22 protein-coding genes are annotated in these 22,838 nt (G+C 66.8%); 8 read left to right on the top strand and 14 right to left on the bottom strand.

What is annotated here, in order from left to right; translation table 11 throughout:
• Positions 1 to 4: 4 nt before the first annotated feature.
• Positions 5 to 1,153: a glycosyltransferase gene (locus ACYQ1H_RS01770; protein ID WP_460026333.1), complete on the bottom strand. Its 1,149-nt coding sequence runs from the start codon at positions 1,151 to 1,153 to the stop codon at positions 5 to 7.
• Entirely contained in the window at positions 1,146 to 2,282 is a 1,137-nt protein-coding gene (locus ACYQ1H_RS01775; protein ID WP_460026334.1) for a glycosyltransferase, read from the bottom strand. Before ACYQ1H_RS01775 ends, ACYQ1H_RS01770 begins: the two co-directional genes overlap by 8 nt.
• A 237-nt stretch (positions 2,283 to 2,519) precedes the next feature.
• On the opposite strand from ACYQ1H_RS01775, the gene ACYQ1H_RS01780 reads away from it, so the two are divergent.
• Positions 2,520 to 3,749, top strand: a complete 1,230-nt coding sequence (locus ACYQ1H_RS01780; protein ID WP_460026335.1) for an O-antigen ligase family protein — start codon at positions 2,520 to 2,522, stop codon at positions 3,747 to 3,749.
• Complete coding sequence (locus ACYQ1H_RS01785; protein ID WP_460026336.1) at positions 3,742 to 4,815, top strand: glycosyltransferase family 2 protein; 1,074 nt, start codon at positions 3,742 to 3,744, stop codon at positions 4,813 to 4,815. The genes ACYQ1H_RS01780 and ACYQ1H_RS01785 overlap by 8 nt, the downstream gene beginning before the upstream one ends.
• On the opposite strand, the gene ACYQ1H_RS01790 is transcribed toward ACYQ1H_RS01785, so the two are convergent.
• The 4 genes from ACYQ1H_RS01790 to metH are packed head-to-tail and all read right to left on the bottom strand — an operon-like array spanning position 4,742 to position 10,812.
• Positions 4,742 to 5,416 (bottom strand): M15 family metallopeptidase, encoded by a 675-nt coding sequence (locus ACYQ1H_RS01790; RefSeq protein WP_460026337.1) that lies wholly within the window; start codon positions 5,414 to 5,416, stop codon positions 4,742 to 4,744. The genes ACYQ1H_RS01785 and ACYQ1H_RS01790 overlap by 74 nt on opposite strands.
• A complete protein-coding gene (locus ACYQ1H_RS01795; RefSeq protein ID WP_460026338.1) occupies positions 5,413 to 6,804 on the bottom strand; it encodes a class II fumarate hydratase in 1,392 nt (463 codons plus the stop codon). Before ACYQ1H_RS01795 ends, ACYQ1H_RS01790 begins: the two co-directional genes overlap by 4 nt.
• Before the next feature lie 45 nt (positions 6,805 to 6,849).
• The gene (locus ACYQ1H_RS01800; RefSeq protein ID WP_460026339.1) at positions 6,850 to 7,095 is read right to left on the bottom strand and encodes a glutaredoxin family protein; all 246 of its coding nucleotides are present in this window, start codon (positions 7,093 to 7,095) and stop codon (positions 6,850 to 6,852) included.
• Positions 7,096 to 7,101: 6 nt separating this feature from the next.
• Entirely contained in the window at positions 7,102 to 10,812 is a 3,711-nt protein-coding gene (gene metH / locus ACYQ1H_RS01805; RefSeq protein ID WP_460026340.1) for a methionine synthase, read from the bottom strand.
• A 215-nt stretch (positions 10,813 to 11,027) separates the two neighbouring features.
• On the opposite strand from metH, the gene ACYQ1H_RS01810 reads away from it, so the two are divergent.
• The 6 genes from ACYQ1H_RS01810 to ACYQ1H_RS01835 all read left to right on the top strand — a co-directional run bounded on the left by ACYQ1H_RS01810 (position 11,028) and on the right by ACYQ1H_RS01835 (position 13,609).
• Positions 11,028 to 11,423 carry a hypothetical protein gene (locus ACYQ1H_RS01810; protein WP_460026341.1) on the top strand — a complete coding sequence of 132 codons (396 nt, stop codon included), beginning with the start codon at positions 11,028 to 11,030 and terminating at the stop codon, positions 11,421 to 11,423.
• Between the two features lie 14 nt (positions 11,424 to 11,437).
• Entirely contained in the window at positions 11,438 to 11,941 is a 504-nt protein-coding gene (locus ACYQ1H_RS01815; protein WP_460026342.1) for a hypothetical protein, read from the top strand.
• Between the two features lie 16 nt (positions 11,942 to 11,957).
• A complete protein-coding gene (locus tag ACYQ1H_RS01820; protein WP_460026343.1) occupies positions 11,958 to 12,152 on the top strand; it encodes a DUF2970 domain-containing protein in 195 nt (64 codons plus the stop codon).
• A 142-nt stretch (positions 12,153 to 12,294) separates the two neighbouring features.
• Complete coding sequence (locus ACYQ1H_RS01825; RefSeq protein WP_460026344.1) at positions 12,295 to 12,648, top strand: hypothetical protein; 354 nt, start codon at positions 12,295 to 12,297, stop codon at positions 12,646 to 12,648.
• 17 nt (positions 12,649 to 12,665) lie between these two features.
• On the top strand, positions 12,666 to 13,199 hold the full coding sequence (locus ACYQ1H_RS01830) for an OmpA/MotB family protein (RefSeq protein ID WP_460026345.1): 534 nt from the start codon (positions 12,666 to 12,668) through the stop codon (positions 13,197 to 13,199).
• Complete coding sequence (locus tag ACYQ1H_RS01835) at positions 13,199 to 13,609, top strand: DUF4890 domain-containing protein (protein ID WP_460026346.1); 411 nt, start codon at positions 13,199 to 13,201, stop codon at positions 13,607 to 13,609. Before ACYQ1H_RS01830 ends, ACYQ1H_RS01835 begins: the two co-directional genes overlap by 1 nt.
• On the opposite strand, the gene ACYQ1H_RS01840 is transcribed toward ACYQ1H_RS01835, so the two are convergent.
• From ACYQ1H_RS01840 to ACYQ1H_RS01875, 8 genes are all read right to left on the bottom strand, one after another.
• Entirely contained in the window at positions 13,578 to 14,363 is a 786-nt protein-coding gene (locus ACYQ1H_RS01840; protein WP_460026347.1) for a class I SAM-dependent methyltransferase, read from the bottom strand. The genes ACYQ1H_RS01835 and ACYQ1H_RS01840 overlap by 32 nt on opposite strands.
• Before the next feature lie 124 nt (positions 14,364 to 14,487).
• Complete coding sequence (rho, locus tag ACYQ1H_RS01845; protein ID WP_460026348.1) at positions 14,488 to 15,744, bottom strand: transcription termination factor Rho; 1,257 nt, start codon at positions 15,742 to 15,744, stop codon at positions 14,488 to 14,490.
• 196 nt (positions 15,745 to 15,940) lie between these two features.
• The gene (trxA, locus tag ACYQ1H_RS01850; RefSeq protein WP_460026349.1) at positions 15,941 to 16,267 is read right to left on the bottom strand and encodes a thioredoxin TrxA; all 327 of its coding nucleotides are present in this window, start codon (positions 16,265 to 16,267) and stop codon (positions 15,941 to 15,943) included.
• Positions 16,268 to 16,448: 181 nt separating this feature from the next.
• Complete coding sequence (gene recG, locus ACYQ1H_RS01855) at positions 16,449 to 18,569, bottom strand: ATP-dependent DNA helicase RecG (RefSeq protein ID WP_460026350.1); 2,121 nt, start codon at positions 18,567 to 18,569, stop codon at positions 16,449 to 16,451.
• Positions 18,544 to 18,930, bottom strand: a complete 387-nt coding sequence (locus ACYQ1H_RS01860; RefSeq protein WP_460026351.1) for a RidA family protein — start codon at positions 18,928 to 18,930, stop codon at positions 18,544 to 18,546. The genes recG and ACYQ1H_RS01860 overlap by 26 nt, the downstream gene beginning before the upstream one ends.
• Positions 18,923 to 21,121: a RelA/SpoT family protein gene (locus ACYQ1H_RS01865; protein ID WP_460026352.1), complete on the bottom strand. Its 2,199-nt coding sequence runs from the start codon at positions 21,119 to 21,121 to the stop codon at positions 18,923 to 18,925. The genes ACYQ1H_RS01860 and ACYQ1H_RS01865 overlap by 8 nt, the downstream gene beginning before the upstream one ends.
• A gap of 87 nt (positions 21,122 to 21,208) precedes the next feature.
• Positions 21,209 to 21,490: a DNA-directed RNA polymerase subunit omega gene (rpoZ, locus tag ACYQ1H_RS01870; protein ID WP_460026353.1), complete on the bottom strand. Its 282-nt coding sequence runs from the start codon at positions 21,488 to 21,490 to the stop codon at positions 21,209 to 21,211.
• Between the two features lie 139 nt (positions 21,491 to 21,629).
• Positions 21,630 to 22,805 (bottom strand): phosphoglycerate kinase, encoded by a 1,176-nt coding sequence (locus ACYQ1H_RS01875; RefSeq protein ID WP_460026354.1) that lies wholly within the window; start codon positions 22,803 to 22,805, stop codon positions 21,630 to 21,632.
• Between the last annotated feature and the right edge of the window lie 33 nt (positions 22,806 to 22,838).

Here is a 22,838-nt window from a genome sequence, read left to right on the forward strand (position 1 = left end):
CGCCTCAGACTGGTGCCAGGCCCATGGCTTGCAAGTGCCGCCGGCAGCTGTCGGCCTGAGTATAGGGTGCGGCGCCCTGTCGCAGCAGGGCCGCATCCGGTGGGTTGTCCAGCGTCTCGCGCATGGCCGCGGCCAGCGCGGCCGGATCGCCCGGCGGCACCAGCCGGCCGTAGCGGCCGTCCTGCAGGATCTCGCGCGGGCCGGTCGGGCAGTCGGTGGACACCACCGGGATGCCCAGCGCCAGCGCTTCGATCAGCACGATCGGTCCCCCTTCGCGCAGCGAACTGACAGCGAGCAGGCTGGCGCGCCGCAGGCTGGCGTAAGGGTTGTCGAAAAAGCCCGGCAGGTCGACATCCTCGCCGACCCCGAGCCGCGTGGCCAGCTGAAGCAGCCGGTCGCGCTGCCGCCCCCGGCCGAGGATCAGCAGCCGGCAGGCGCGCTCGGCGCGCAGCTGCGCGAAGGCGCGGATCAGGGTCGGGTAGTCCTTCACCCGCGCCAGCCGCCCCAGGGCCATGATGACCGGTGGCTGGCCGGCGGCGAACCAGGGATGTCCGGGTTCGACGGCGGCCAGCCGCTCGACATCGGCGGTGAGCGTGGGGTTGGGTATCGCCGTCACCCGCGCCGGCGGAATGCCCAGTTCCGCGACGATTTCCCGCGCTGCGCCGGTGGACGTGGTAATGACGCCGTCGCAGGCCAGGAACAGCCGTACCAGTTGCCGGCGGCGGAAGCCGCCGGTCAGCCAGTGCAGGCGATCCTCGCGCAGGCGGCTGATGATGGCGGTGCCGACGCGGATGTAGAAGCGCGCGCCGCTGCGGTCCGCGAGTTGTGCCTTGACGCGCACGGCGATGCGATCGTCGGCATCGTTGGCGCTGATGACGGCCGCCACCGCATGCGCGCCGAGGTAGTCGGCCAGCGCCCGGCCACTGGCTTCGGGCCGGCCGCCTGGCAGCCGAATGCGCTCGACGCCGGACTGAAGCTGCGACTGGAACGCCCCCTCGGTCTGCCGCAGCAGGATGGCGACCGGATAGCCCAGGGCGCTGAAGCCGTTGGCCAGGTTGACGGTGTCGCGCTCGACGCCGCCGTCGCCGAAGGAGGGCGAGAAGAACACGATGCGGAGGCGACGCGCCCCGTTTGGCGTGACGATGTCAGTCACGCGGCAAGGTTTCCGGCCGGCGGGCGGGTTGGTCCAGATGCAGTGCCTGGATGTAGGCGCTGGTGGCGTTCTCGATCTCGTAGGGCCGGGCGGCCTCTTGCAGCCTGGCCTTCGGCAGGGGCGACCGGAGCACCTCGGCCATGGCGGCGGCCAGCGCCTCGTGATCGCCCACCGGCACCAGCGGTCCGTAGTCGCCATCGTGCAGGATTTCCCGCGGGCCGCTGGGGCAGTCGGTCGAGACCGAGGGAATGCCGACCGCCAGCGCCTCGATCAGGGCGAAGCCGAGCCCCTCCAGCAGCGAGGTGAAGGCGAACAGGCTGGCCTGGGCCAGCCAGGCATGGGGTGCCTCGACGAAGCCGGGCAGCGCCAGCTGCTCGGCGACACCGAGCGCGTGCGCCGTCGCCAGCAGGCGTTCGCGATCCTGTCCCCGGCCGAGGATCATCAGCCGGCAGGGCAGGCGCTCGCGCAGCCGGGCGAAGGCGCGGATCAGGGTGACGAAGTCCTTGCGGGCACAGAGTTCGCCGAGGCCCATGATGATCGGCGGTCCGCCGTCGCCGAACCAGGGGTGGTCGGGCGTCCCGAAACGGCCTTCGAATGCCGCGGCCGGCACGACCGGGCAGGGCACGACCGAGATGTGCCGGCGTGGCAGGCCCGTGTAGGCGGCCATGTCGTCCGCCACACCCCGGGAGGTGACGATGACGTTGTCGGCATAGCGGTACAGCCGGCCGGTGGAAAACCGCGTCTTGACGCGATGCAGCAGGCCGCGCTGGGCGCAGTCGATCGACAGCGTGGTGCCGGTGCCGACGGCGAGGTAGCTGGACGATCCGGCCAGGGCATGGGCGAGGATCGCGGTGTGGTTGACGCGATCCTTGTCGCAATAGAGCGTCCTCGGCCGGTGGCGGCGCAGGTAGTGGGCCAGCGGCAGCAGGCTGGAATAGGTATGCGCCGTGCCCAGGTCGATGACCCGCACGCCCTCGGGCAGGCTGTCCAGATAGGGGCCGTGCTTGCGGACCTTCAGCACGTCGACGGCATAGCCGCGCCTGGCCAGGGCCGGCACCAGATTCTGCGCCAGCCGGTCGACGCCGCTGTGGCCCGAGGTGGAAAAGAAGATGGCCAGGTCGGTGCTCATGTCGGGTATGCCCTGAGGCTGACGGCCGGCGGATGAGCCGGCCGGGCGGTGTGATGTGGCGCTTGTCGCGGACATGTTGCGATCTTCATCGGCAGGCATGGGGATCGGGACGGAGGGTCGGCGGCCGCGACACGGGGGTGGGCTATTGTAGCGAAGCCGGTCCGCCATTGGGTTTCCCTCGCGCCCGGTGGGCCGGCCGTATAATGCCGGGCTTTTCCCGGGGGTCCGTTGCGCGTCATGTCCGGCAGCCGTTTTCCGCTTTCCTGTTCCGCCTGCCGGCCGGCCGCGACGGCGCTCGGCAATCGTCTGCTGCTGCTGGGGGTCTATGGCTTTGCCCTGTCGCTGCTGACCAACCGCGGCACCTATGTCCTGAGCCAGCAGGTGACGGCGGCCGCCCTGCTGCTGATCGGCATCGGCGAGCCGGCCCGCCTGCGGCTGCGGCTGCCGCGGCCGCTGGTCTGGCTGTGGGGAGCGGGACTGGTGTTCCTGGTGCTGGGCGTGACGATGGCGGTCCAGCCGAGCCCGGGGCACGAGCCTGCCATCCTGCTGGGCGGGCTCGTGATGGCGACGGCCATGACCCTGCTGCCCCCGCGCGTGTCGGCGCGCTTCGACCACCGCACGGCGGTGATCCTGCTGCTGCTGGTGTTTGTCGCCACCCAGGGCGTCGCCGACCTGCTCGGTTCCCGCGGCAACCACGACGGGCCGCGCGGCCTCTACCGCAACATCCACTACATGGCGGCCTATGCGGTACTGGTGCTGCCGCCGCTCGCCTGTCTGGCCCTGGCCCTGCGCGCCCGGGTCCGCTGGCTGCTGGTGCTGGCCCTGGTGGTGGATCTGGCGATGCTGCTGCTGACCCATTCGCGGCCCGGCTACCTGGCCCTGTTCTGCATGCCGCTGGCCCTGGTGCCGCATCTGTCACCGCGCCTCGGCTGGCGGCTGGCCGGGTTCAGCCTGCTGCTGGCGGCGGGACTCTATGCCTCCGGCGGGTTCGGCTTCGCGGATCGCATCGACGATTTCCTCGTCCATATCGACCAGGAGGAGCGCTGGGTGCTGTGGCGGGAGTTCATCCCCCTGCAACTGTCCAGCACGCCGCTGCAGTGGTGGCTGGGCCACGGCTTCGGCGCCTATTACCGGGATTACCAGGCCTATTCCAGCCTCCGTCATGTCCAGGATTTTGTCTTCCCGCACAACTTCCTCCTGGAAATCCTCTACAGCCATGGGCTGCTGGGGCTGACGCTGCTCCTTGCCGCCTTCGCGCTGGGCTATCGGGGGCTGGCGCGCGCCATCCGCGACAGCCGGACATTGCCGGAGCGGCGCCGGGGCCTGGCGTTGCTGGCTGCCTGGGCCGGCTTCCTGGTGGTGGGCTTCCTGACCCTGCCGTTTTTCGCCCGCCATCATTTTCATCCCCTCAGCCTGCTGATCGGGGCCAGCTTCTGCCATATCCGCACAATCCCGCGCCATGCCTGATGCGATCCTGCCGGCCGTCAGCCTCGTCATTCCCAATTTCAACGGTGCCCGGCTGCTGGGCGCCAATCTGCCGGCCGTGCTGGCCGCCGCCGCGCACTATCCCGGCGACTGCGAGATCATCGTCGTCGACGATGGCTCGACGGATGACAGCGTGGCGCGGCTGACGCGCGAGTTTCCCAGCGTCAGGCTGGTGCAGCATGCTGTCAACCGCGGTTTTGCCGAGGCCGTGCATTCCGGGGTCGAGGCGGCGGCGAACGAGTGCCTGGTGCTGCTCAACTCCGACGTGCGGCCGGACGCCGATTTCATCGCTCCGCTGATCCGGCACCTGCAGGTGCCGGATGTGTTCGCGGTCGCGCCGCTGATCGTCGACGGACAGGGGCGCCCCACCGACGAATCCTGGCGCGGCTACGAGATCCGCCGCCGGCGCCTGCGGCCACTGAAACTGGGCGGACGCCTGCCGGATCGGGCGGTGCCGACCCTGTTCGCCTCCGGCGGCTCGATGGCGGTCAGGAAGTCGCGCTTCCAGGCCTTGGGCGGTTTCCATCCCATCTACCAGCCGTTCTACTGGGAGGACATCGACCTGGGACTGCGGGCCTGGCGCCGCGGCTGGCGCAGCCTGTTCGAGCCGGGCTGCCGCATCGTCCACGACCACAGCGATTCCTCCATCAAGCGGCACGTGCGGGCCGCGCGCATCCAGCGCATCGGTCGCCGCAACAAGTTCCTGTTCGAGTGGATCCATCTCTCGCCGGAGGCCTTGCAGCAGGTGATTCCGGGATATGCCGTGCAGGCGCTGACCCGGCTGCTGCGGCTGGATTTCGTCTACCTCGGCGGTCTGTATGCCGCGCTGCGGCGACTGCCCGAGGTGCGCGCCCTCCGCCGCGAGCTGGCGGCGACCAGTTGCCTGGATTACCAGGCGATCGTCGATACCGTCCGCGAGGGGCTGGCGCGGGCGTGGACGGAATCGCAGCCGGCCGCCACCCCGGCCGGCCCGCTCAGGGAGACGCCTGACCGGCGCGTGTCAGGGGAATATCCAGCAGGGGCTGGCGATCGCAATCCCGGTAGTTGAAGTGCCACCACTCGTTGGCCAGCACGGTGTAGCCCTGGGCCGCCATGGCCTGGCGCAGGAGCGCCCGGGTGCGCCGGGTTGCCGGGCTTGCACCCGGCCAGTCCGCATGGGCGCGCACGCTGAAGTCGTCGAAGGCGCTGGGCATGGGGACTTCCCGCCCGGTCGTCAGGTCGTAGAGACCGACATCCACCGCGCAGCCGCGGTTGTGACGCGAGCCGGTATCCGGATCGGCGACATAGCCCTGCCGGCGGTCGGACTCGCTCGCCGCGTCCCATAGCGCCTTGGTGATGTGCCAGGGCCGGTAGGCGTCGTAGACCAAGAGGCCGTAGCCCTCGGCGGCGAGGCTCCGGTGCACGCGACCTAGGGCCGCGGCCGCTGCCGGCAGCAGGTAGGCCCGGGCGACCGGGTACAGCGGCCGGCCGGTGAAGTTGCGGGGGGTGGCGTAGCGGAGATCGAGCCGGATGCCGGGTTCGACCCGGACGATCTCCGTCAGTCTGGCCTGGTGCTCGATCACGGGCGGGGCCTGGCAGGCCGGGAGGCCCAGCCCGCCGAGCAGGAGCGCCAGCGGGAGCCGGCGCCGCGAGCGGCCGGTGCGGCTCATCCGTCGGCCTGGATGCCACCCGCGGTGAGAGCCTTAGGGTTCAGCAGCCGTTCCAGCTCGGCGCGGGGAATGTCGGTCATCTCGGCGGCGACCTCGATGATCGGCCGCCGCGACTGATAGGCGGTCTTGGCGATCCTGGCGGCCTCCAGATAGCCGATCACCGGATTCAGTGCGGTGACCAGGATGGGATTCAGGGCCAGCGCCCGTTCCAGGTTGTCGGTCCGTACCGTGAAGTTGGCGATGGCCTTCTGCGCCAGCAGGCGGGCGGCATTGGCCAGCAGCTCGATGCTCTGCAGCAGGTTGTAGACGATCACCGGCAGCATCACGTTGAGCTGGAACGCGCCCGACTGGCCGGCTACCGTGATGGTGGCATCGTTGCCGATGACCTGGGCGGCGACCATGCCGACCGATTCCGGGATCACCGGGTTGACCTTGCCGGGCATGATGGAACTGCCCGGTTGCAATGCCGGCAGCTCGATCTCGCCGAGCCCCGCCAGCGGGCCGGAATTCATCCAGCGCAGGTCATTGGCGATCTTCATCAGGCTCACGGCCACGGTCTTGAGCTGGCCGGACAGCTCCACCGCCGCGTCTTGGGCGCTCAGGCTCTCGAAGAAGTTCTCGTTCGGCGCCAGCGCGATGCCGGTCTTCTGGCTGAGCGCCGCGGCGATGCGCCGGGCGAATTCCGGGTGCGCGTTGATGCCGGTGCCGACCGCCGTGCCGCCCTGGGCCAGCTTGTGGATGCGGGTCAGGGCCGACTCGATGCGCGCGCTGCCGTTGCGGACCTGGAAGGCCCAGCCGTCGAGTTCCTGGCCGAGCGTGATGGGCATGGCGTCCATCAGGTGCGTGCGGCCGGTCTTCACCGCGTCGTCCAGCGTGCGCGCCCGGGTTTCCAGCGCATCGGCGAGGGTATCCAGCGCCGGCAGCAGTTTGCCCTTGCATTCCAGGGCGGCGCTCAGGTGAATGGCGGTGGGGATGGTGTCGTTGCTGCTCTGGCCCATGTTGACGTGGTCGTTGGCGCTGACCGGCCGTCCGGAAACCCGGGTGGCCAGCGTCGCGATGACCTCATTGGCGTTCATGTTGGTGCTGGTGCCGGAGCCGGTCTGGAAGACATCGACCGGAAACTGGTCGAGATGATGTCCCTCGACGATCTCGGCGGCGGCCGACTGGATGGCGTCGGCGATCTGCGGATCCAGCATGCCCAGCTGGGCGTTCACCTCCGCCGCGCATTGCTTGATCAGCGCTACCGCGCGGATGAAGGCCGGCGGCAGGGTCAGTCCGCTGACCGGAAAGTTTTCCACCGCGCGCTGGGTCTGGGCCGCGTACAGCGCATCGACGGGGACCTTCAGCTCGCCCATGCTGTCCTGTTCGGTTCGAAATACCGTGCTCATGCGTGTCTCCGGTTCGATTGGGGTTGCGAAAAAAAGCAGGGCCGTTCAGTCGGGTGACAGGAAGGTGGCCAGCTCCTGCGCGCCGAAGGGCCAGTCCAGCTCGCTCCCGTCGGCGCGGCACAGCACCGGGATGCGCATCCCGTAGCGCGCCAGCAGGGCATCGTCGGCGGCGATGTCGATCAGCTCCAGCGTGGCGGGATCGGCGCGGGTCGGCAGTGCCTGCCGCACCCGGTCCGCCGCTATCTCGCACAGATGGCAGCCGTCCGTGCCGTAGAGCAGCAGGCGCCGCATGGACGCTCAGTCCGGCTCGTAGGCCAGGGTTGGCGCCAGCCAGCGTTCCATGTCCGCCAGCGACAGACCCTTGCGGCGGGCGTAATCCTCGACCTGGTCGCGGCCGATCTTGCCGACGTTGAAATAGCGCGCCGCCGGGTGGCTGAAATACCAGCCGCTGACCGAGGAGGCCGGGGTCATGGCGAAGGACTCGGTCAGGTGGATGCCGCTGCGCGATTCCACCTCGAGCAGGCGGAACAGCGTCGCCTTCTCGGTGTGGTCGGGGCAGGCGGGATAGCCGGGGGCCGGGCGGATGCCGCGATAGGCCTCCTCGATCAAGGCCTCGTTGTTCAGCGCTTCGTCCGGGGCATAGCCCCAGAATGCACGGCGCACGCGGCGGTGCAGGCACTCGGCGAAGGCCTCGGCCAGCCGGTCGGCCAGCGCCTTGAGCAGGATGCTGCTGTAGTCGTCATGCTCGGCGGCGAAGCGGTCGAGGTGTTCCTCGATGCCGATGCCGGCGGTCACGGCAAAGCCGCCGACGTAGTCGGCGATGCCGCTCTCCTGCGGCGCGACGAAGTCGGACAGCGCATAGTTGGGCTGGCCCGGCGGCTTGACGGACTGCTGGCGCAGGTGATGCAGGACAGCGAGCGGGCGCTGGCGGCTTTCGTCCTCATACAGCTGGATGTCGTCCCCGACCCCCGCCGCCGGGAAGAAACCCAGCACGGCGCGCGCGGTGAGCCACTCGTCCGCGACCAGGGTCTCCAGCATGGCCCGGGCATCGGCATACAGCGCGCGGGCCTGCTCGCCGACGATCTCGTCGTCCAGAATTTTCGGGTAGCTGCCGGCCAGCTCCCAGGTGTGGAAGAACGGCGACCAGTCGATGAAGTCGACCAGTTCCGCCAGCGGGTAGCGGTCGAAGGTCTGCACGCCCAGGAATCCGGGCCGGGGCGCGGCGTAGCCGGTCCAGTCGGCGCGGAAGGCATTGGCGCGGGCGGCGGCGATGTCGTGCAGGGGCGCCCTGGCCTTGCGGCCGCCGTGGTGGATGCGGACCTCCTCGTATTCCCGGCGGATGCGGGCGACATAGTCATTGCGCAGGTCCTCGCTCAGCAGGCTGCCGGCAACGCCGACGGCGCGCGAGGCGTCGGTCACGTAGACGGTCGGGCCGGCCTGGTAGTGAGGCTCGATCTTGACCGCGGTGTGCGCCCGCGAGGTGGTGGCGCCGCCGATCAGCAGCGGGATGGCGAAACCCAGGCGCTGCATCTCCCTGGCGACATGCACCATCTCGTCCAGCGACGGGGTGATGAGGCCGGAGAGGCCGATGATGTCCACCCGGTGCTCGCGCGCGGCATCCAGGATCTTCTCGCAGGGCACCATCACGCCCAGGTCGACCACGTCGAAGCCGTTGCATTGCAGCACCACGCCGACGATGTTCTTGCCGATGTCGTGGACGTCGCCCTTCACGGTGGCCATGAGGATCTTGCCGTTGGACTTCGGCGCGGGATTCAGCGCCTTTTCCGTCTCCATGAACGGCATCAGGTAGGCCACCGATTTCTTCATGACCCGGGCCGACTTCACCACCTGCGGCAGAAACATCTTGCCGGCGCCGAACAGGTCGCCGACGACGTTCATGCCGTCCATCAGCGGGCCCTCGATGACATGCAGGGGCCGCTCGAACTGCTGGCGGGCTTCCTCGGTATCAGCCTCGATGAATTCGTCGATTCCCTTGACCAGGGCGTGTTCCAGCCGTTTGGCCACCGGCCAGGCGCGCCAGGCCTGGTCCTCCTTTTTTTCCGTCGTGCCGCCCTCCTCGCGGTACCGGTCGGCGAGTTCCAGCAGCCGTTCGGTGGCGCCGTCGTGCCGCGCCAGGATCACGTCCTCGATGGCGTCGCGGAGTTCCGCCGGGATGTCCGCGTAGATGGCCAGCTGGCCGGCGTTGACGATGCCCATGTCCATGCCGTTGCGGATGGCGTGGTAGAGGAACACGGCGTGGATGGCCTCGCGCACGGCATTGTTGCCGCGGAACGAGAACGAGACGTTGGAGACGCCACCCGAGATCAACGCGTGGGGCAGGGCCTCCTTGATGATCTTGACCGCCTCGATGAAATCCAGCCCATAGCGGTTGTGTTCTTCGATGCCGGTGGCGACGGCGAAGATGTTGGGATCGAAGATGATGTCCTCGGGCGGGAAGTCCAGCTTTTCGGTGAGGAGCCTGTAGGCGCGGGTACAAATCTCGACCTTGCGCGCCACCGTGTCGGCCTGGCCAACCTCGTCGAAGGCCATGACGATGACCGCGGCGCCATAGCGGCGCACCAGCCGGGCCTGGCGCAGGAAGGCGTCCTCGCCCTCCTTCATCGAGATGGAGTTGACGATGCCCTTGCCCTGCACGCACTTGAGGCCAGCCTCGAGGATGTCCCACTTGGACGAATCGAGCATCACCGGCACGCGGGCGATGTCCGGTTCGGCGGCGATCAGATTCAGGAACCGCACCATCGCGGCCTGCGAATCCAGCATGCCCTCGTCCATGTTGATGTCGATGATCTGGGCGCCGTTTTCCACCTGCTGGCGGGCGACCTCCAGCGCCTCTTCGTACCTTTCCTCGCGGATCAGCCGCCGGAAGACGGCCGAGCCGGTGACATTGGTGCGCTCGCCGACGTTGACGAACAGGGTGTCGGCGCCGATGTTCAGCGGCTCCAGTCCGGCCAGGCGACATTGCGGCTCGGGTGACGGTACCCGGCGCGGCGGGCAATCCTTTACCGCGTCGTGGATGGCCTTGATGTGCGGCGGGCGGGTGCCGCAGCAGCCGCCGATGATGTTGAGAAAGCCCTGTTCGGCCCATTCGGCGATCTCCCTGGCCATGGCCTCGGGCGATTCGTCGTACTCGCCGAACTCGTTGGGCAGGCCGGCATTGGGATGGGCCGAGACATGGGTGTCGGCAAGGTTCGACAGTTCCTCGATGTACTGGCGCAACTGCTTGGCGCCCAGCGCGCAGTTGAAGCCGAAGGAGATGGGCTTGGCATGGCGCAGCGAGTTCCAGAAGGCGCCGACGGTCTGGCCGGACAGGGTACGGCCGGAGGCGTCGGTGATGGTGCCGGAGATCATGACGGGCAGGGGCAGCCCGTGATCCTCGGCGAACTGCTCGACGGCGAACACGGCGGCCTTGGCGTTGAGGGTGTCGAACACCGTTTCGATCAGGATCAGGTCGGCGCCGCCGTCGACCAGGCCGCGGGTGGCCTCGGTGTAGGCCTCCACCAGTTCGTCGAAGTGGACATTGCGGAAACCGGGATCGTTGACGTCGGGCGAGAGGGTCGCCGTGCGGCTGGTCGGACCCAGCACGCCGGCGACGAAGCGTGGCCGGTCCGGGGTTTGCGCGGTCGTCGCGTCGCAGGCGGCGCGGGCCAGACGGGTGGCTTCGACGTTCAGTTCGTAGACCAGCGCCTCCATACCGTAGTCCGCCATGCTGATGCGGTTGGCGTTGAAGGTGTTGGTTTCGAGAATGTCGGCGCCGGCCTCCAGATAGGCGTCGTGGATGGCGCGGATGATCTGCGGCTGGGTCAGGGCCAGCAGGTCGTTGTTGCCCTTGAGATCACGTGGCCATTCGGCGAAGCGTTCGCCCCGATAGTCCGCCTCGGCCAGTTGGTAGGTCTGGATCATGGTGCCCATGGCGCCATCCAGGAACAGGATGCGTTCGGCCAGCAGCGACCGAATCTGGCGGGTCCGGGCAGCGTAATCTTGGGTCATGGCGGGGCGGGTCATCGTGCGCAAAACGCGGCATTGTAGAGGCTGGCGCCATGCCTATAAACCACCGGGGTCCGGCTCCCGCTTGGCTTCCTTGCTATGCCGAATTGAAAAATGTAAGAATCGGCGCTGATTTGCAACGCTTCCTCCCTACAGAAATACCAAATTCTGTTGGCCGGGAAGGTGACACGACAACAACTTCGGCGGGGGGATCTCCGATGAAACTGACACTACATGGCGCACGCACGGTCCTGCTGGCTTCCACCCTGCTGACGACCGCGGCCAACGCCGATATCGCGCTCAAGGACATGAGCGAGATCGTCGGCAGCTGGAAGCTCGAATCGGTGGCCGCCGCGCTCGACAAGCCGCAGGTTCCGGAAAACCGCACCTGGGAATTCCGTCCGGACGGCATCATCGTCACCAGCGGCTACAACCGCCATTTCAAGACCGACGATCGCCACGAGTGGAGTTACAAGATCGTCAACGGGAAGATTGTTGCCGACGACCCGGGCCGCCCGGGCAGGACCATCGATTATTCCGTCTACAAGAAGGAAGGCAATGAACTCATCCTCAAGGGCGGTCTCGAAGGGTTCTACTTTTTCAAAAAACAATAAGGAGTCTGGCAGTCATGATCAAAGATCTGTTCAAGTTCGGTAAGCCCGATGTGCTGATGTGGTCCGGCGTGGGCATCTTCAGCGTCATTCTCATCGTCGCCTTCAGCCTCTTTTCGAGCAACAGCGGCCTGGTGGTCAAGGATCTGTTCGGCATGGCCGTAGTGCTGATCCTGCCCGGCTATGTCATCGTCAAGCTCTATCTCGACAATATCACCATCAGCGAGAACCTGACCAAGAATGCTGATGTCAACAAGGCCATCGACCTGCTGATCATGTCGATCGGCGTCAGCATCGCCAGCATCATCCCGATGAACTTCATCTGGAACTACCTGCTGACCATGGGTGGCGGCGAGGATGTCAAGAGCGGCGCCGGCTCCAACCTGTGGGGCAACGTCGATGAGGAGCAGATCTATACCGGCAGCGCCAGCTGGCGGTCGCTGTTCACCGTGATTGTGGTCGTCGGCCTGGCCATCGGCTACAAGATCTACGAACAGAAGCGCAAGGCCAAGTCCGAGTAAGGAGCCGGTGTCCACGATGCATGAGCAAAAGCCATCGTTGCGGCAGGTCATCGGCAGCGTGGTATCCGCAGCCTTCGGGGTGCAGAGCAGCGCCAACCGTGAACGCGATTTCACCGGTGGATCGGCCACCCCCTACATCGTCGCCGGTATCGTCTTCACGGTGCTCTTCATCCTCGCCATTGTCGGGGTGGTGAAGCTGGTACTGGGTTAGTCACCGCATGGGCTGCGTGGTACGGGGCCTTGGCTTTCCAGGGGCGTGGTCCCGTACCCCGGGCGCAGGTGCCGTGCCTGCCGGCCTCTTCCGGCAGACCGTCATTCCCCGACCATCCGCCAACGTGTCGCCGACAGAATCGATGGCCAGACCCAGCCGATCCCCCGTCCGCAAGCTCCTGGCACGGGCCTGGGGAGCCGGTGTGCTGATCCTGGCCGGCTGCATGAGCCACCTGACCGTTTATCAGGTTCCCTCGCCCGTTCTGCGGGCCTTCAAGGCCGCCTATCCCACCGCCACGGAGGTGGAGTTCCGCGAGCAAGTCAGGCAGGGCGTGAAGCTGTACACGGCCGAATTCATGGAGGACGGTTTTCCGCATGAGGTGGACTACACCTTCGACGGCAAGCCCTATGCGCCCCTGAAACGACCGGCCGCGGCCGAGGCGGAGTCCGAGCCGGCTGGCGCCGGCGACGACAAGAAAGAAACCCCAGAACCGTAACCCCACGGAGACTGACCATGCGCACCAGGAAGCTTGCCATTCTGCTCTTCTCGGCCCTGCTGGGTTCGGGCTGCGTCATGCAGAAAACCTATGACCGCGAGCATCAGCTCAACGAGCAGTTGCAGGCGGAAGTCCAGTCGGATCAGGTGCAGATTCAGGAACTGAAGGACCGCCTCCGCGTCACGATCGAGGACAGCATTCTCTTCCCCTCCGGTCAGGCCGGCCTGAGCCGCAGCGGTCGGGCGATTCTCGACAAGCTGGTTCCAACCTTGCAGGATGCCAGCGATCATCGTATCGAGATCGAGGGTTATACCGACGATGTCCCGGTGGGTCACCATCTGCGCGGCAAGTACAAGAGCAACTGGGAACTCTCCGCCGCGCGTGCCGCCAGCGTGGTGGAGTACCTGCAGAAGAGGGGTGTCGACCCCGCCCGCATGACGGCCGCCGGGCATGGTCAGTACCAGCCCACCGACGACAACGCAACCCCAGAGGGGCGCGCCCGCAATCGTCGCACCGATATCGATCTGGTGCCGATCGACAAGAGCAACTGATGGCATTGCCTGCGCGGATGGTCGGGCGCTTGTCGCCCAAGCCGCGGCGCTGCCGCCTGATCCTGTCGCTGGTCGCAGGTCTCGCCATCGTCCCGGCCTGCGTTGCCGGGGGCATGGAGGCCAGTACGCCGGAGCAGCGGGCCGCTCTCCAGACCCGTTACATGAAGGAACATCTCGCTCTCGACGAGGCCCAGACCGCCAGGGTACAGGCCATCAATCTCGACTATGCGCGGCAAATGGAGCCGGTGCTGAAGGGGAGCGAGGGCGGGCTGGCCAGGATGAGCAAGGGTCGCAGCCTCATGAGCGCCAAGGACACGGCGCTGAAGCCCGTGCTCAGTCCGCAGCAGTACGAGGCCTATGAGGCGTCGAAGGACGACCTCAAGGCCTGGCTGGAAGATCAGCTGCGCTGACCTGCCGCCCGCCCTCTGCGCCGTTCCGCCCGGGCCGGGGCGAGGTCATCGCCACCGCCTTGACGTTGCCGAAGGGCGAGCTGAACAGTTCCAGCACTTCATAGCCAGCGTTCTCCAGCAACTGCCGCAGTTCATCCGGCCGATACAGGCAAACCGGCGCCTCGATGGCATGCCGCACCGCCATGTCGCTCCCGAGCCGGCCGAAGCGCACCGTCAGCGGCTGTCTTGCCGCCGGATAGCCGAGGCTCAGCTCGGACGCCAGACCGGACACGCCGATGTAGACCCTTGCGTCGGGTACAAGCAGGTGTCCGAGATCGCGCAGGCTTGCCAGCGCCGACGGGTAGGGGAGGTAGTGCAGGCAACGCTGGGCGATCAGCAGCGATACCTGCCCCGCCAGTGTGGCCAGCAGGCTTTCCGGCAGGGCCGAGAAATCGGCCTGCACGAAGCACAATCGCCCCCGGCAGGCCGGCGTCAGGGTCTCGGTCAGGCGGGCGAAATCCGCCGTGAAATCGATCCGGTCCACACCGGTATAGTCGGCTCCTGCCTGTGCCAGACGGACCGCCAGGCCACCCGCGCCACAGCCGAGTTCCAGCGCCCGGGGCGCTCGGGCGGGAGTCTCGTGCCAGCACCGTTCGATCTCGGCCAGCGCCAGCCGATCCAGCGGGTCCAGCCGCTGCGAGGCAATATCGGCGCCATGACCCTCCGCCTGCGCGATGCGTCGATCGCCGTAACGGTTGATGACCGGATCGTTCAAGATCCAATGTCCTGCGGGAGGGTTTGTGGCGAGCCCGTCCGGCCGACGCCGCCGGGCGGTCGGTGCCCGGCAATGCAGGGCAGGCCGGGATCGTCTGCGGGGTACTGGCCGGACAGGGAGGCGCTCAGCGCTTCATCATGTCGAAGAATTCCTGGTTGGTCCTGGTTTCCTTGAGCTTGCCGATCAGGAATTCGCTGGCCGCCATTTCGTCCATGGGTTGCAGGATCTTGCGGAGAATCCAGCATTTCTGCAGTTCGTCCGGCGGTACCAGGAATTCCTCGCGGCGGGTGCCGGAGCGGTTGATGTTGATGGCCGGATAGATGCGCCGTTCGGCGATCTTGCGCTCCAGGTGCAGCTCGTTGTTACCGGTGCCCTTGAATTCCTCGTAGATCACCTCGTCCATGCGCGAGCCGGTATCGATCAGCGCCGTGGCGATGATGGTCAGGCTGCCGCCTTCCTCGATGTTGCGGGCGGCGCCGAAGAAACGCTTGGGCCGTTCCAGGGCGTTGGCGTCGACGCCACCGGTGAGGATCTTGCCGGAGGCGGGCTGCACGGTATTGTAGGCGCGCGCCAGGCGGGTGATCGAGTCCAGCAGGATGACCACATCGCGCTTGTGTTCGACCAGACGCTTGGCCTTCTCGATGATCATTTCCGCGACCTGGACATGGCGCGCCGGCGGTTCGTCGAAGGTGCTGGAAATGACCTCGCCCTTGACGCTGCGCTGCATCTCGGTGACTTCCTCCGGGCGTTCGTCGATCAGCAGCACGATCAGGTAGCACTCCGGGTACTTCTCGGCGATGGAGTGAGCCAGGTTCTGCAGGATCATGGTCTTGCCGGCCTTGGGCGGCGAGACGATGAGGCCGCGCTGGCCCTTGCCGATGGGCGCCACCAGATCGATGATGCGGGCGGTGAGATCTTCGGTGGTGCCATTGCCGACTTCCAGTTGCAGGCGCGATTTGGGGAACAGCGGCGTCAGGTTGGAGAACAGGATCTTGTGCTTGGCGTTCTCGGGCGGCTCGTAGTTGATCTGCTCGACCTTGAGCATGGCGAAATAGCGCTCGCCCTCCTTCGGCGGCCGGATCTTGCCGGAAATCGTGTCGCCGGTGCGCAGGCTGAAGCGACGGATCTGGCTGGGAGACACGTAGATGTCGTCAGGTCCCGCGAGGAAGGAACTGTCGGCCGAACGCAAGAAGCCATAGCCGTCGGAGAGGATCTCCAGCACCCCGTCGCCGTAGATGTCCTCGCCGCTCTTGGACTGCTTCTTGAGGATGGCGAAGATCAGGTCTTGCTTGCGGGTGCGGGCGATGCCCTCGATTTCCAGGGATTCGCCGATTTCTATCAGCTCGGAAACCGGCTTGCGCTTGAGGTCAGTCAGATTCATGGACGGAGAGGAGAGTTTGGGTGAGGAATCGGTTGGGTTCCAGTCACGATCCCGCGAGGGGTGAATCGTCGGAGGGGGCAGCGGAGAGCCTGGGGCGCTGGAGGCCGGAGGACGGTGCGGGACTGGAGTGTCGGTGCTACGGGTTCAAGCATGCCCGCGGCCACGACGCCGCGGGGATTCAGGTGCGGCGGTTCGCTTACAGGTTGGCGTCGATGAAGGCCGCCAGCTGCGATTTTGCCAGTGCGCCGACCTTGGTGGCATGCACTTCGCCATCCTTGAACAGGATCAGCGTCGGAATGCCGCGCACACCGTAACGCTGCGGCGTGGCGGGGTTGTTGTCGATGTTGACCTTGGCAACGGTCAGCCGGCCGGCATAGTCAACGGCGATGTCTTCCAGGATCGGTGCAATCATCTTACACGGGCCGCACCATTCGGCCCAGAAATCCACCAGCACCGGCGTGGCGGATTTCAGTACCTTGTCGTCGAAGTCGGCGTCGTTGATTTGGAGAATGTTGTCACTCACGGGTAACTCCGCAGGATCGGATGAATAGAAAAGCGGTTCGGGAACGGGTCTGGCCGGGAAACGGCCGGGAAGGCTTGAGCAGGGCTCGGCGGTGCCGACATTTCAGCGGAAAGGATCGCCGAATGCAAGTGTTTTGCAGCGCCCGGCCTCCGGAAACCATCGTTTGCCCGGTCGCGGCCGGCTACGCCTCGACATAGTGCACGGCCTGCCCCAGCCAGCGTTCGATCAGCGGCTCCACATGATGGGGGTGCTCGCGATGCAGGCGCTCGGCGAGCGCCTGGACGGTATCCAGGAGGTTTTCGTCGCGCACCAGGTCGGCGATGCGGAACTGGATCTGGCCGGTCTGGCGCGTACCCAGCAATTCGCCGGGACCGCGGATGCTCATGTCCTTCTCGGCGATGAGGAAGCCGTCGTCGGTCTCCCTCAGGGTGGCCAGCCGGGCGCGGGCCGTCTCGCCCAGCGGAGGCTGATAGAGCAGCACGCAATGCGCCTCGCCGGGACCGCGGCCGACGCGCCCGCGTAGCTGGTGCAACTGGGCGAGCCCCAGCCGTTCGGCGTTTTCGATGACCATCAGGCTGGCGTTGGGAACGTCCACGCCCACCTCGATCACGGTCGTGGCGACCAGCACGTCGATATCACCCTGCTTGAAGCGCTGCATGATCGCTTCCTTGTCGGCGGCCTTCAGCCGGCCGTGGATCAGCGCGACGGCGAGGTCCGGCAGCGCCTCGGCCAGGAGCCGGGCGGTTCGTTCGGCGGCTTCGGCCTGCAGCGATTCCGATTCCTCGATCAGGGTGCAGACCCAGTACACCTGTCGCCGCTGTGCCACCCAGCCCTGGATGCGGGCGACGATGTCACCGCGGCGGGTGGTCGGCAACACGCTGGTCCTGACCGGTGTCCGCCCCGGTGGCCGCTCGTCGATCACCGAGAGGTCGAGGTCGGCATAGCCGATCATGGCCAGGGTTCTCGGGATGGGCGTCGCGGTCATGACCAGCTGATGCGGGTAGCGGCCCTGATGGCGGCCCTTCTCGCGCAGCGCCAGACGCTGATGCACACCGAAGCGGTGCTGTTCGTCGATGATGACCAGGCCCAGCCTGTGGAAGGCCACCTGCTCCTGGAACAGGGCGTGGGTGCCGATGATGACGCCGACCCGGCCGCTCGCCAGGCGCTCCAGCGTGGCGCTGCGGGCCGCGCCCTTGGCCTTGCCGGCGAGAAAGGCCACCTCCGCACCCAGCGGTTCCAGCCACTGGCGGAAGCTGCGGGCATGCTGTTCGGCCAGCAGCTCGGTGGGCGCCATGATGGCAACCTGGTGCTGGGCGCGGAGTGCCGTCAGGGCTGCGAACGCGGCCACCACGGTCTTGCCCGAGCCGACATCGCCCTGCACCAGACGCATCATCGGGCGTGGGCGGGCCAGATCGGCGCCGATTTCGGCGATGACGCGGGCCTGGGCGCCGGTAAGCGCGAACGGTAGGGCGCCCCGGAAGACTTCGGCGGCCTGCGCGTCGATCGTCAGGATGGGGGCGACATGGCTCTGCATGCGGGCGCGGTGGCGGCTCAGGCTGAGATGGTGCGCCACCAGCTCCTCGATGATCAGCCGCCGGCGGGCGGCGGCAAGGGCGGCCGAGCCCGCGGACAGGCCGGCGGGTGGCGTGTGCAGCAACCGCAGGGCATCGGCGAGCGCTGGGCCGTCGTCTCCGGCTTGCCCGGCGCCGGGCAGCCAGTCAGGCAATTGCTCGATCACCGTCAGCGCCTGGGCGACCAGACGCCGCAGCAGCTTCTGGTGCAGTCCGTCGGTCAGCGGATAGACCGGCGTCAGGGTGGCCTCGGGCCGGCCCCGCTCCGACTCGGCGATCAGTCGATAGTCGGGATGGACGATTTCCAGGCCATGAAAGCCTCCCCGGATCTCGCCGTAGCAGTGTAGCCACTGGCCCGGCAGGAAGTGCCGACGCTGATCCGGGGTGAAGTGGAAAAAGCGCAGGGACAGCCAGCCGCTGCCATCGGCGATGCGAACCGTCAGCGAGCGCCGGCCGGCGGGGCTCAGGTCGGCCAGTTCGATGCGTCCCTCGACCAGGGCATGATCGCCGGCCCGCAGCGCGCCCAGCGGGGTCAGCCGGGTGCGGTCCTCATAGCGCAGCGGCAGGTGGAACAACAGGTCCTCGCGCTTGCGGAGTCCCAGTTTTTCCAGTTTTCCGAGGGTTTGCGCGCCGACACCCTTGAGCGCGGCGATGGAATCGCCCGCCGTTGCAGGCCGTGGACGGGATGCTGGCGAGCGGTCCGCCTCACGCGGCGAGGACGAGCACCGCATCCATTTCCACGCCGGCGCCACGGGGCAGGGCGGCCACGCCGATGGCGGCGCGGGCCGGGTAGGGCGCCTGGAAATACTCCGCCATGATGGTGTTGACGCGGGCGAAGTGGCCGAGGTCGGTGAGGAAGACGTTGAGCTTGACCACGTCGCCGAAGCTGCCGCCGGCAGCCTCGGCCACCGCCAGGAGGTTGTCGAAGACCCGGCGGATCTGCGCGTCGATGTCGCCCTCGACCAGGTTCATGCTGTCGGGATCGAGCGGGATCTGTCCGGACAGGTAGACGGTGTTGCCGGCCCTGACGGCCTGCGAATAGGTGCCGATAGCCTGCGGCGCCCGGTCGGTGGATACGATCTGTCTAGTCATGTTGGGCTTTCTTGCGGAGCTCGGTCTTGGCGCGGGAAATCTTCAGTACGATCGAAAGCTTGCGCAGTTCGCGGACGACGGTGGCGAGATGGTTGCGGTCACGCACCATGAGGGTGATGAAGTCCACCGAAACCTGGCTGTCCTGGTTGATGATCTGCACGTTCTCGATGTTGGCGCGCATGCGCGAGATGGTCGAGGCGACCTTGGCGAGGGTGCCCACCTGGTTCATCAGCTCCAGCCGGATCAGCGCCGGAAATTCGCCCTTGGCCTGCTTGTCCCATTGCACGTCGATCCAGTTGACCTGGCGCTTGCGCAGTTCCTCGACGTTCTTGCACTCAGTCAGGTGCACGACAATGCCCTTGCCGGGATTGAAGAAGGCGATGATGGGATCGCCCGGGATGGGCCGGCAGCACTTGGCCAGGTTGACCACCATGCCCTCGGTGCCCTTGATGATCAGGGGATTCAGTTCCGGTTTTCCGGCCGAGGGCTCGCCCGCATCGGCATGGCCTTTGGTATTGATCAGTTGCCGGGCCACCAGCATCGGCAGGCGGTTGCCGAAGCCGATGTCTTCCAGCAGCGCCTCGCGGCTGGGCATCTCCAGGCGCCGCAGCAGGTGCTCGAACTGCTTGGCCGATATGTCCTCGTAGCGCTGGCCGAGGCTGTCCAGTTCCTTCTCCAGCAGCCGCTGGCCGAGGGCGATGCCCTCCTGGGTCTTGAAGTGTCGCAGGTGGTTGCGGATGGCCGCGCGGGCCTTGGCCGTGACCACGAAATTGAGCCACAGCGGATTCGGCCGTGCCCAGGGGGCGGTAATGATCTCGACCGTCTGGCCGTTCTGGAGCACGGTCTGCAGTGGCGCCAGTTGCCGGTCGATGCGGGCCGAGATGCAGGTGTTGCCGATCTGCGTATGCACCGCATAGGCGAAGTCGACGACCGTGGCGTTGCGCGGCAGCTTGATGATCTGGCCACGCGGGGTGAACACGTAGACCTCGCGCTGGAAGAGGTCCACCTTGAGGTTGTCGAGGAATTCCAGCGAATCGCCGGCGCTCTTCTGGATTTCCAGCAGATCCTGCAACCATTCGTGGGCGCGGGCCTGGCTGTAGGTGGAATGTTCCTGCTCGCTCTTGTACAGCCAGTGCGCGGCGATGCCGGCTTCCGCCAGGTGATGCATGGCCCGCGTGCGAATCTGGATTTCCACCGGCTGGCCATAGGGGCCGGCGAGGACGGTGTGCAATGACTGGTAGCCGTTGGCCTTGGGGACGGCGATGTAGTCCTTGAAGCGGCCCGGCACGGGCTTGTAGAGGTTGTGGGCGATGCCCAGGGCCCGGTAGCAGTCATCGATGGTTTCGCCGATGATGCGGAAGGCGTAGACATCGTAGACTTCCGCGAACGGCCGCCGCTTGCGGAGCATCTTCTGATAGAGGCTGTAGAGGTGCTTTTCCCGGCCGATGACCTCCATGTCTCCGAGGCCGGTGTCTTCCAGGCGGCGCCGGATGCTGGTCTCGATGCCGCTCACGACTTCCTTGCGGTTGCCCCGCGCCTTGCGCACGGACTGCTCCAGCACCCGCGCGCGCATCGGGTACATGGCGGCAAAGCCCAGATCCTCGAGCTCCAGGCACAGCTCGTGCATGCCAAGCCGGTTGGCGATCGGCGCGTAGATGTCGAGGGTCTCGGCGGCGATGCGGCGGCGCTTGGCGCTGGCCATGTTTTCCAGCGTGCGCATGTTGTGCAGGCGGTCGGCCAGCTTGACCATGATCACGCGCAGGTCCTTGACCATGGCCAGGAACATCTTGCGGACGTTCTGCGCCTGCGCCTCGGCACGCGACTTGCTGTCGATGCGGCCGAGCTTGGTGACGCCGTCGACCAGTTCGGCAACCTCCTCGCCGAATTCCTCGATCAGCTGTTCCTTGCCGATCGCGGTGTCCTCGATGACGTCATGCATGATCGCGGCCATGATGCCGCGCGCATCCATGCGCATGTCGGCGAGGATCAGGGCCACCGACAGCGGGTGGCAGATGTAGGGTTCGCCGGTCAGGCGGGTCTGGCCGGCATGGGCCCGATCGGCGAGGCGATAGGCCCGCTCGACCTCGGCGATCTGCGCTGGCTCCAGATAGGCCGACAGCACGCCGCACAGGCGGCGGATCAGCTTCTCCTGGGGCTGCTCGATAGCTTCACGTAGCGCAAGGGACTGCATGCGGCCAGCCACGCACGGTCAAGCTACCCGATGACGGCGGATCGCGGCGTGCGGCATGTGGCTGCTCCGCTCGGCCCCGCGCCTTCGTCAGTCGAAATCCTCGTCATCGAGATCCGGGCCCGGCGTGGGCAGCGGGGGGCGGGCGAAGGTGAAACGGTCCTGCTTGACCGGAACGTTCAGGTAGTCGCGGGTGATGTCGCCGGCGGCAATTTCCCGCAATGCAACCACAGTGGCCTTGTCGTTCTCCCAGGCTACCTTGGCGTCATCGGGGTTGATGGACAGCTGGCGGGCGCGCTTGGCGGCCACCAGCACCAGCTGGAAGCGGTTGTCGACGTTGTCGAGACAGTCCTCTACGGTAACTCGTGCCATGAAAAATCTTGACGATAGGTGAAAGGGGGGAACGGATCCCGGTTTTACCGGAAAGTCCCGAGCTTGTACAGCCTGGCAAGCGCTGCGGGCACTTGCCGAGGCACAGGTTCATACCGCCGGCGCGGTGTTCGCGGCGCTGTCAGCTTGCGCGGGTTTCCAGCATGGCGACAGCCGGCAGCTTCTTGCCTTCCAGGAATTCCAGGAAGGCGCCGCCACCGGTGGAGGTGTAGGACACCCGGTCGCCAATGCCGTATTGGTCGATCGCCGCCAGGGTGTCGCCGCCGCCGGCGATGGAGAAGCCCTGGCTGTCCGCGACGGCCCGGGCGACCACCTGGGTGCCCTGGCTGAACTGCTCGATCTCGAACACGCCGACCGGGCCATTCCAGACGATCGTGCCGGCCGACTTGATGATCTCGGCATAGCGGGCCGCCGTCTCAGGACCGATGTCCAGGATCATGTCGTCCTCGGCGACGTCGCCGACCTTTTTCACCGTGGCAACCGCGGCTTCGGAAAATTCCTTGGCGGTAACGACATCGGTCGGCACCGGGATCTCGCCGCCGCGGGCCTTGGCCTGTGCCATCAGCCGCTGCGCCTCGGGAATCAGATCCGCCTCGTAGAGCGACTTGCCGACGGGGAAACCGGCCGCGGCGATGAAGGTGTTGGCGATGCCGCCACCGACGATCAGCTGGTCGCAGAGGCTGGACAGCGAATCCAGCACCTCGAGCTTGCCGGACACCTTGGAGCCGCCGACGATGGCCAGCATCGGCCGTTGCGGATGCTTCAGCGCCTTGCCCAGCGCGTCCAGTTCGGCCGCCAGCAGCAGGCCGGCGCAGGCGACTGGGGCGAAGCGGCCGACCCCATGGGTGGAGGCATGGGCGCGGTGGGCGGAACCGAAGGCGTCCATCACGTATACGTCGCACAGGGCCGCCATTTGCCTCGACAGTTCCTCGCCGTCCTTCTTCTCGCCCTTGTTGAAGCGGACGTTCTCGCAGAGCACGACATCGCCCGGCGCGGCCTCGACCCCGTTCAGCCAGTCCCTGGCCAGCTTGACCGGTCGACCCAGCAGTTCGGCCAGCCGCTCGGCGACCGGCTGCAGGGAAAACTCCCCGGCGAACTCGCCCTCGCTGGGGCGGCCCAGATGCGACATCAGCATGACCTGGGCGCCAGCCTTGAGGCAATGTTCGATGGTCGGCAGGCTGGCGCGGATGCGGGTATCGCTGGTGACCTTGCCATCCTTGACGGGGACATTCAGGTCCTCGCGGATGAGGACGCGTTTGCCGGCGAGATCCAGATCGGTCAGTCGTTTGAAGCTCATATGTCGTAAGGTTCCGGTTGGTGGGTTGAATCT

The sequence above is a fragment of the Methyloparacoccus murrellii genome, from assembly GCF_054657115.1.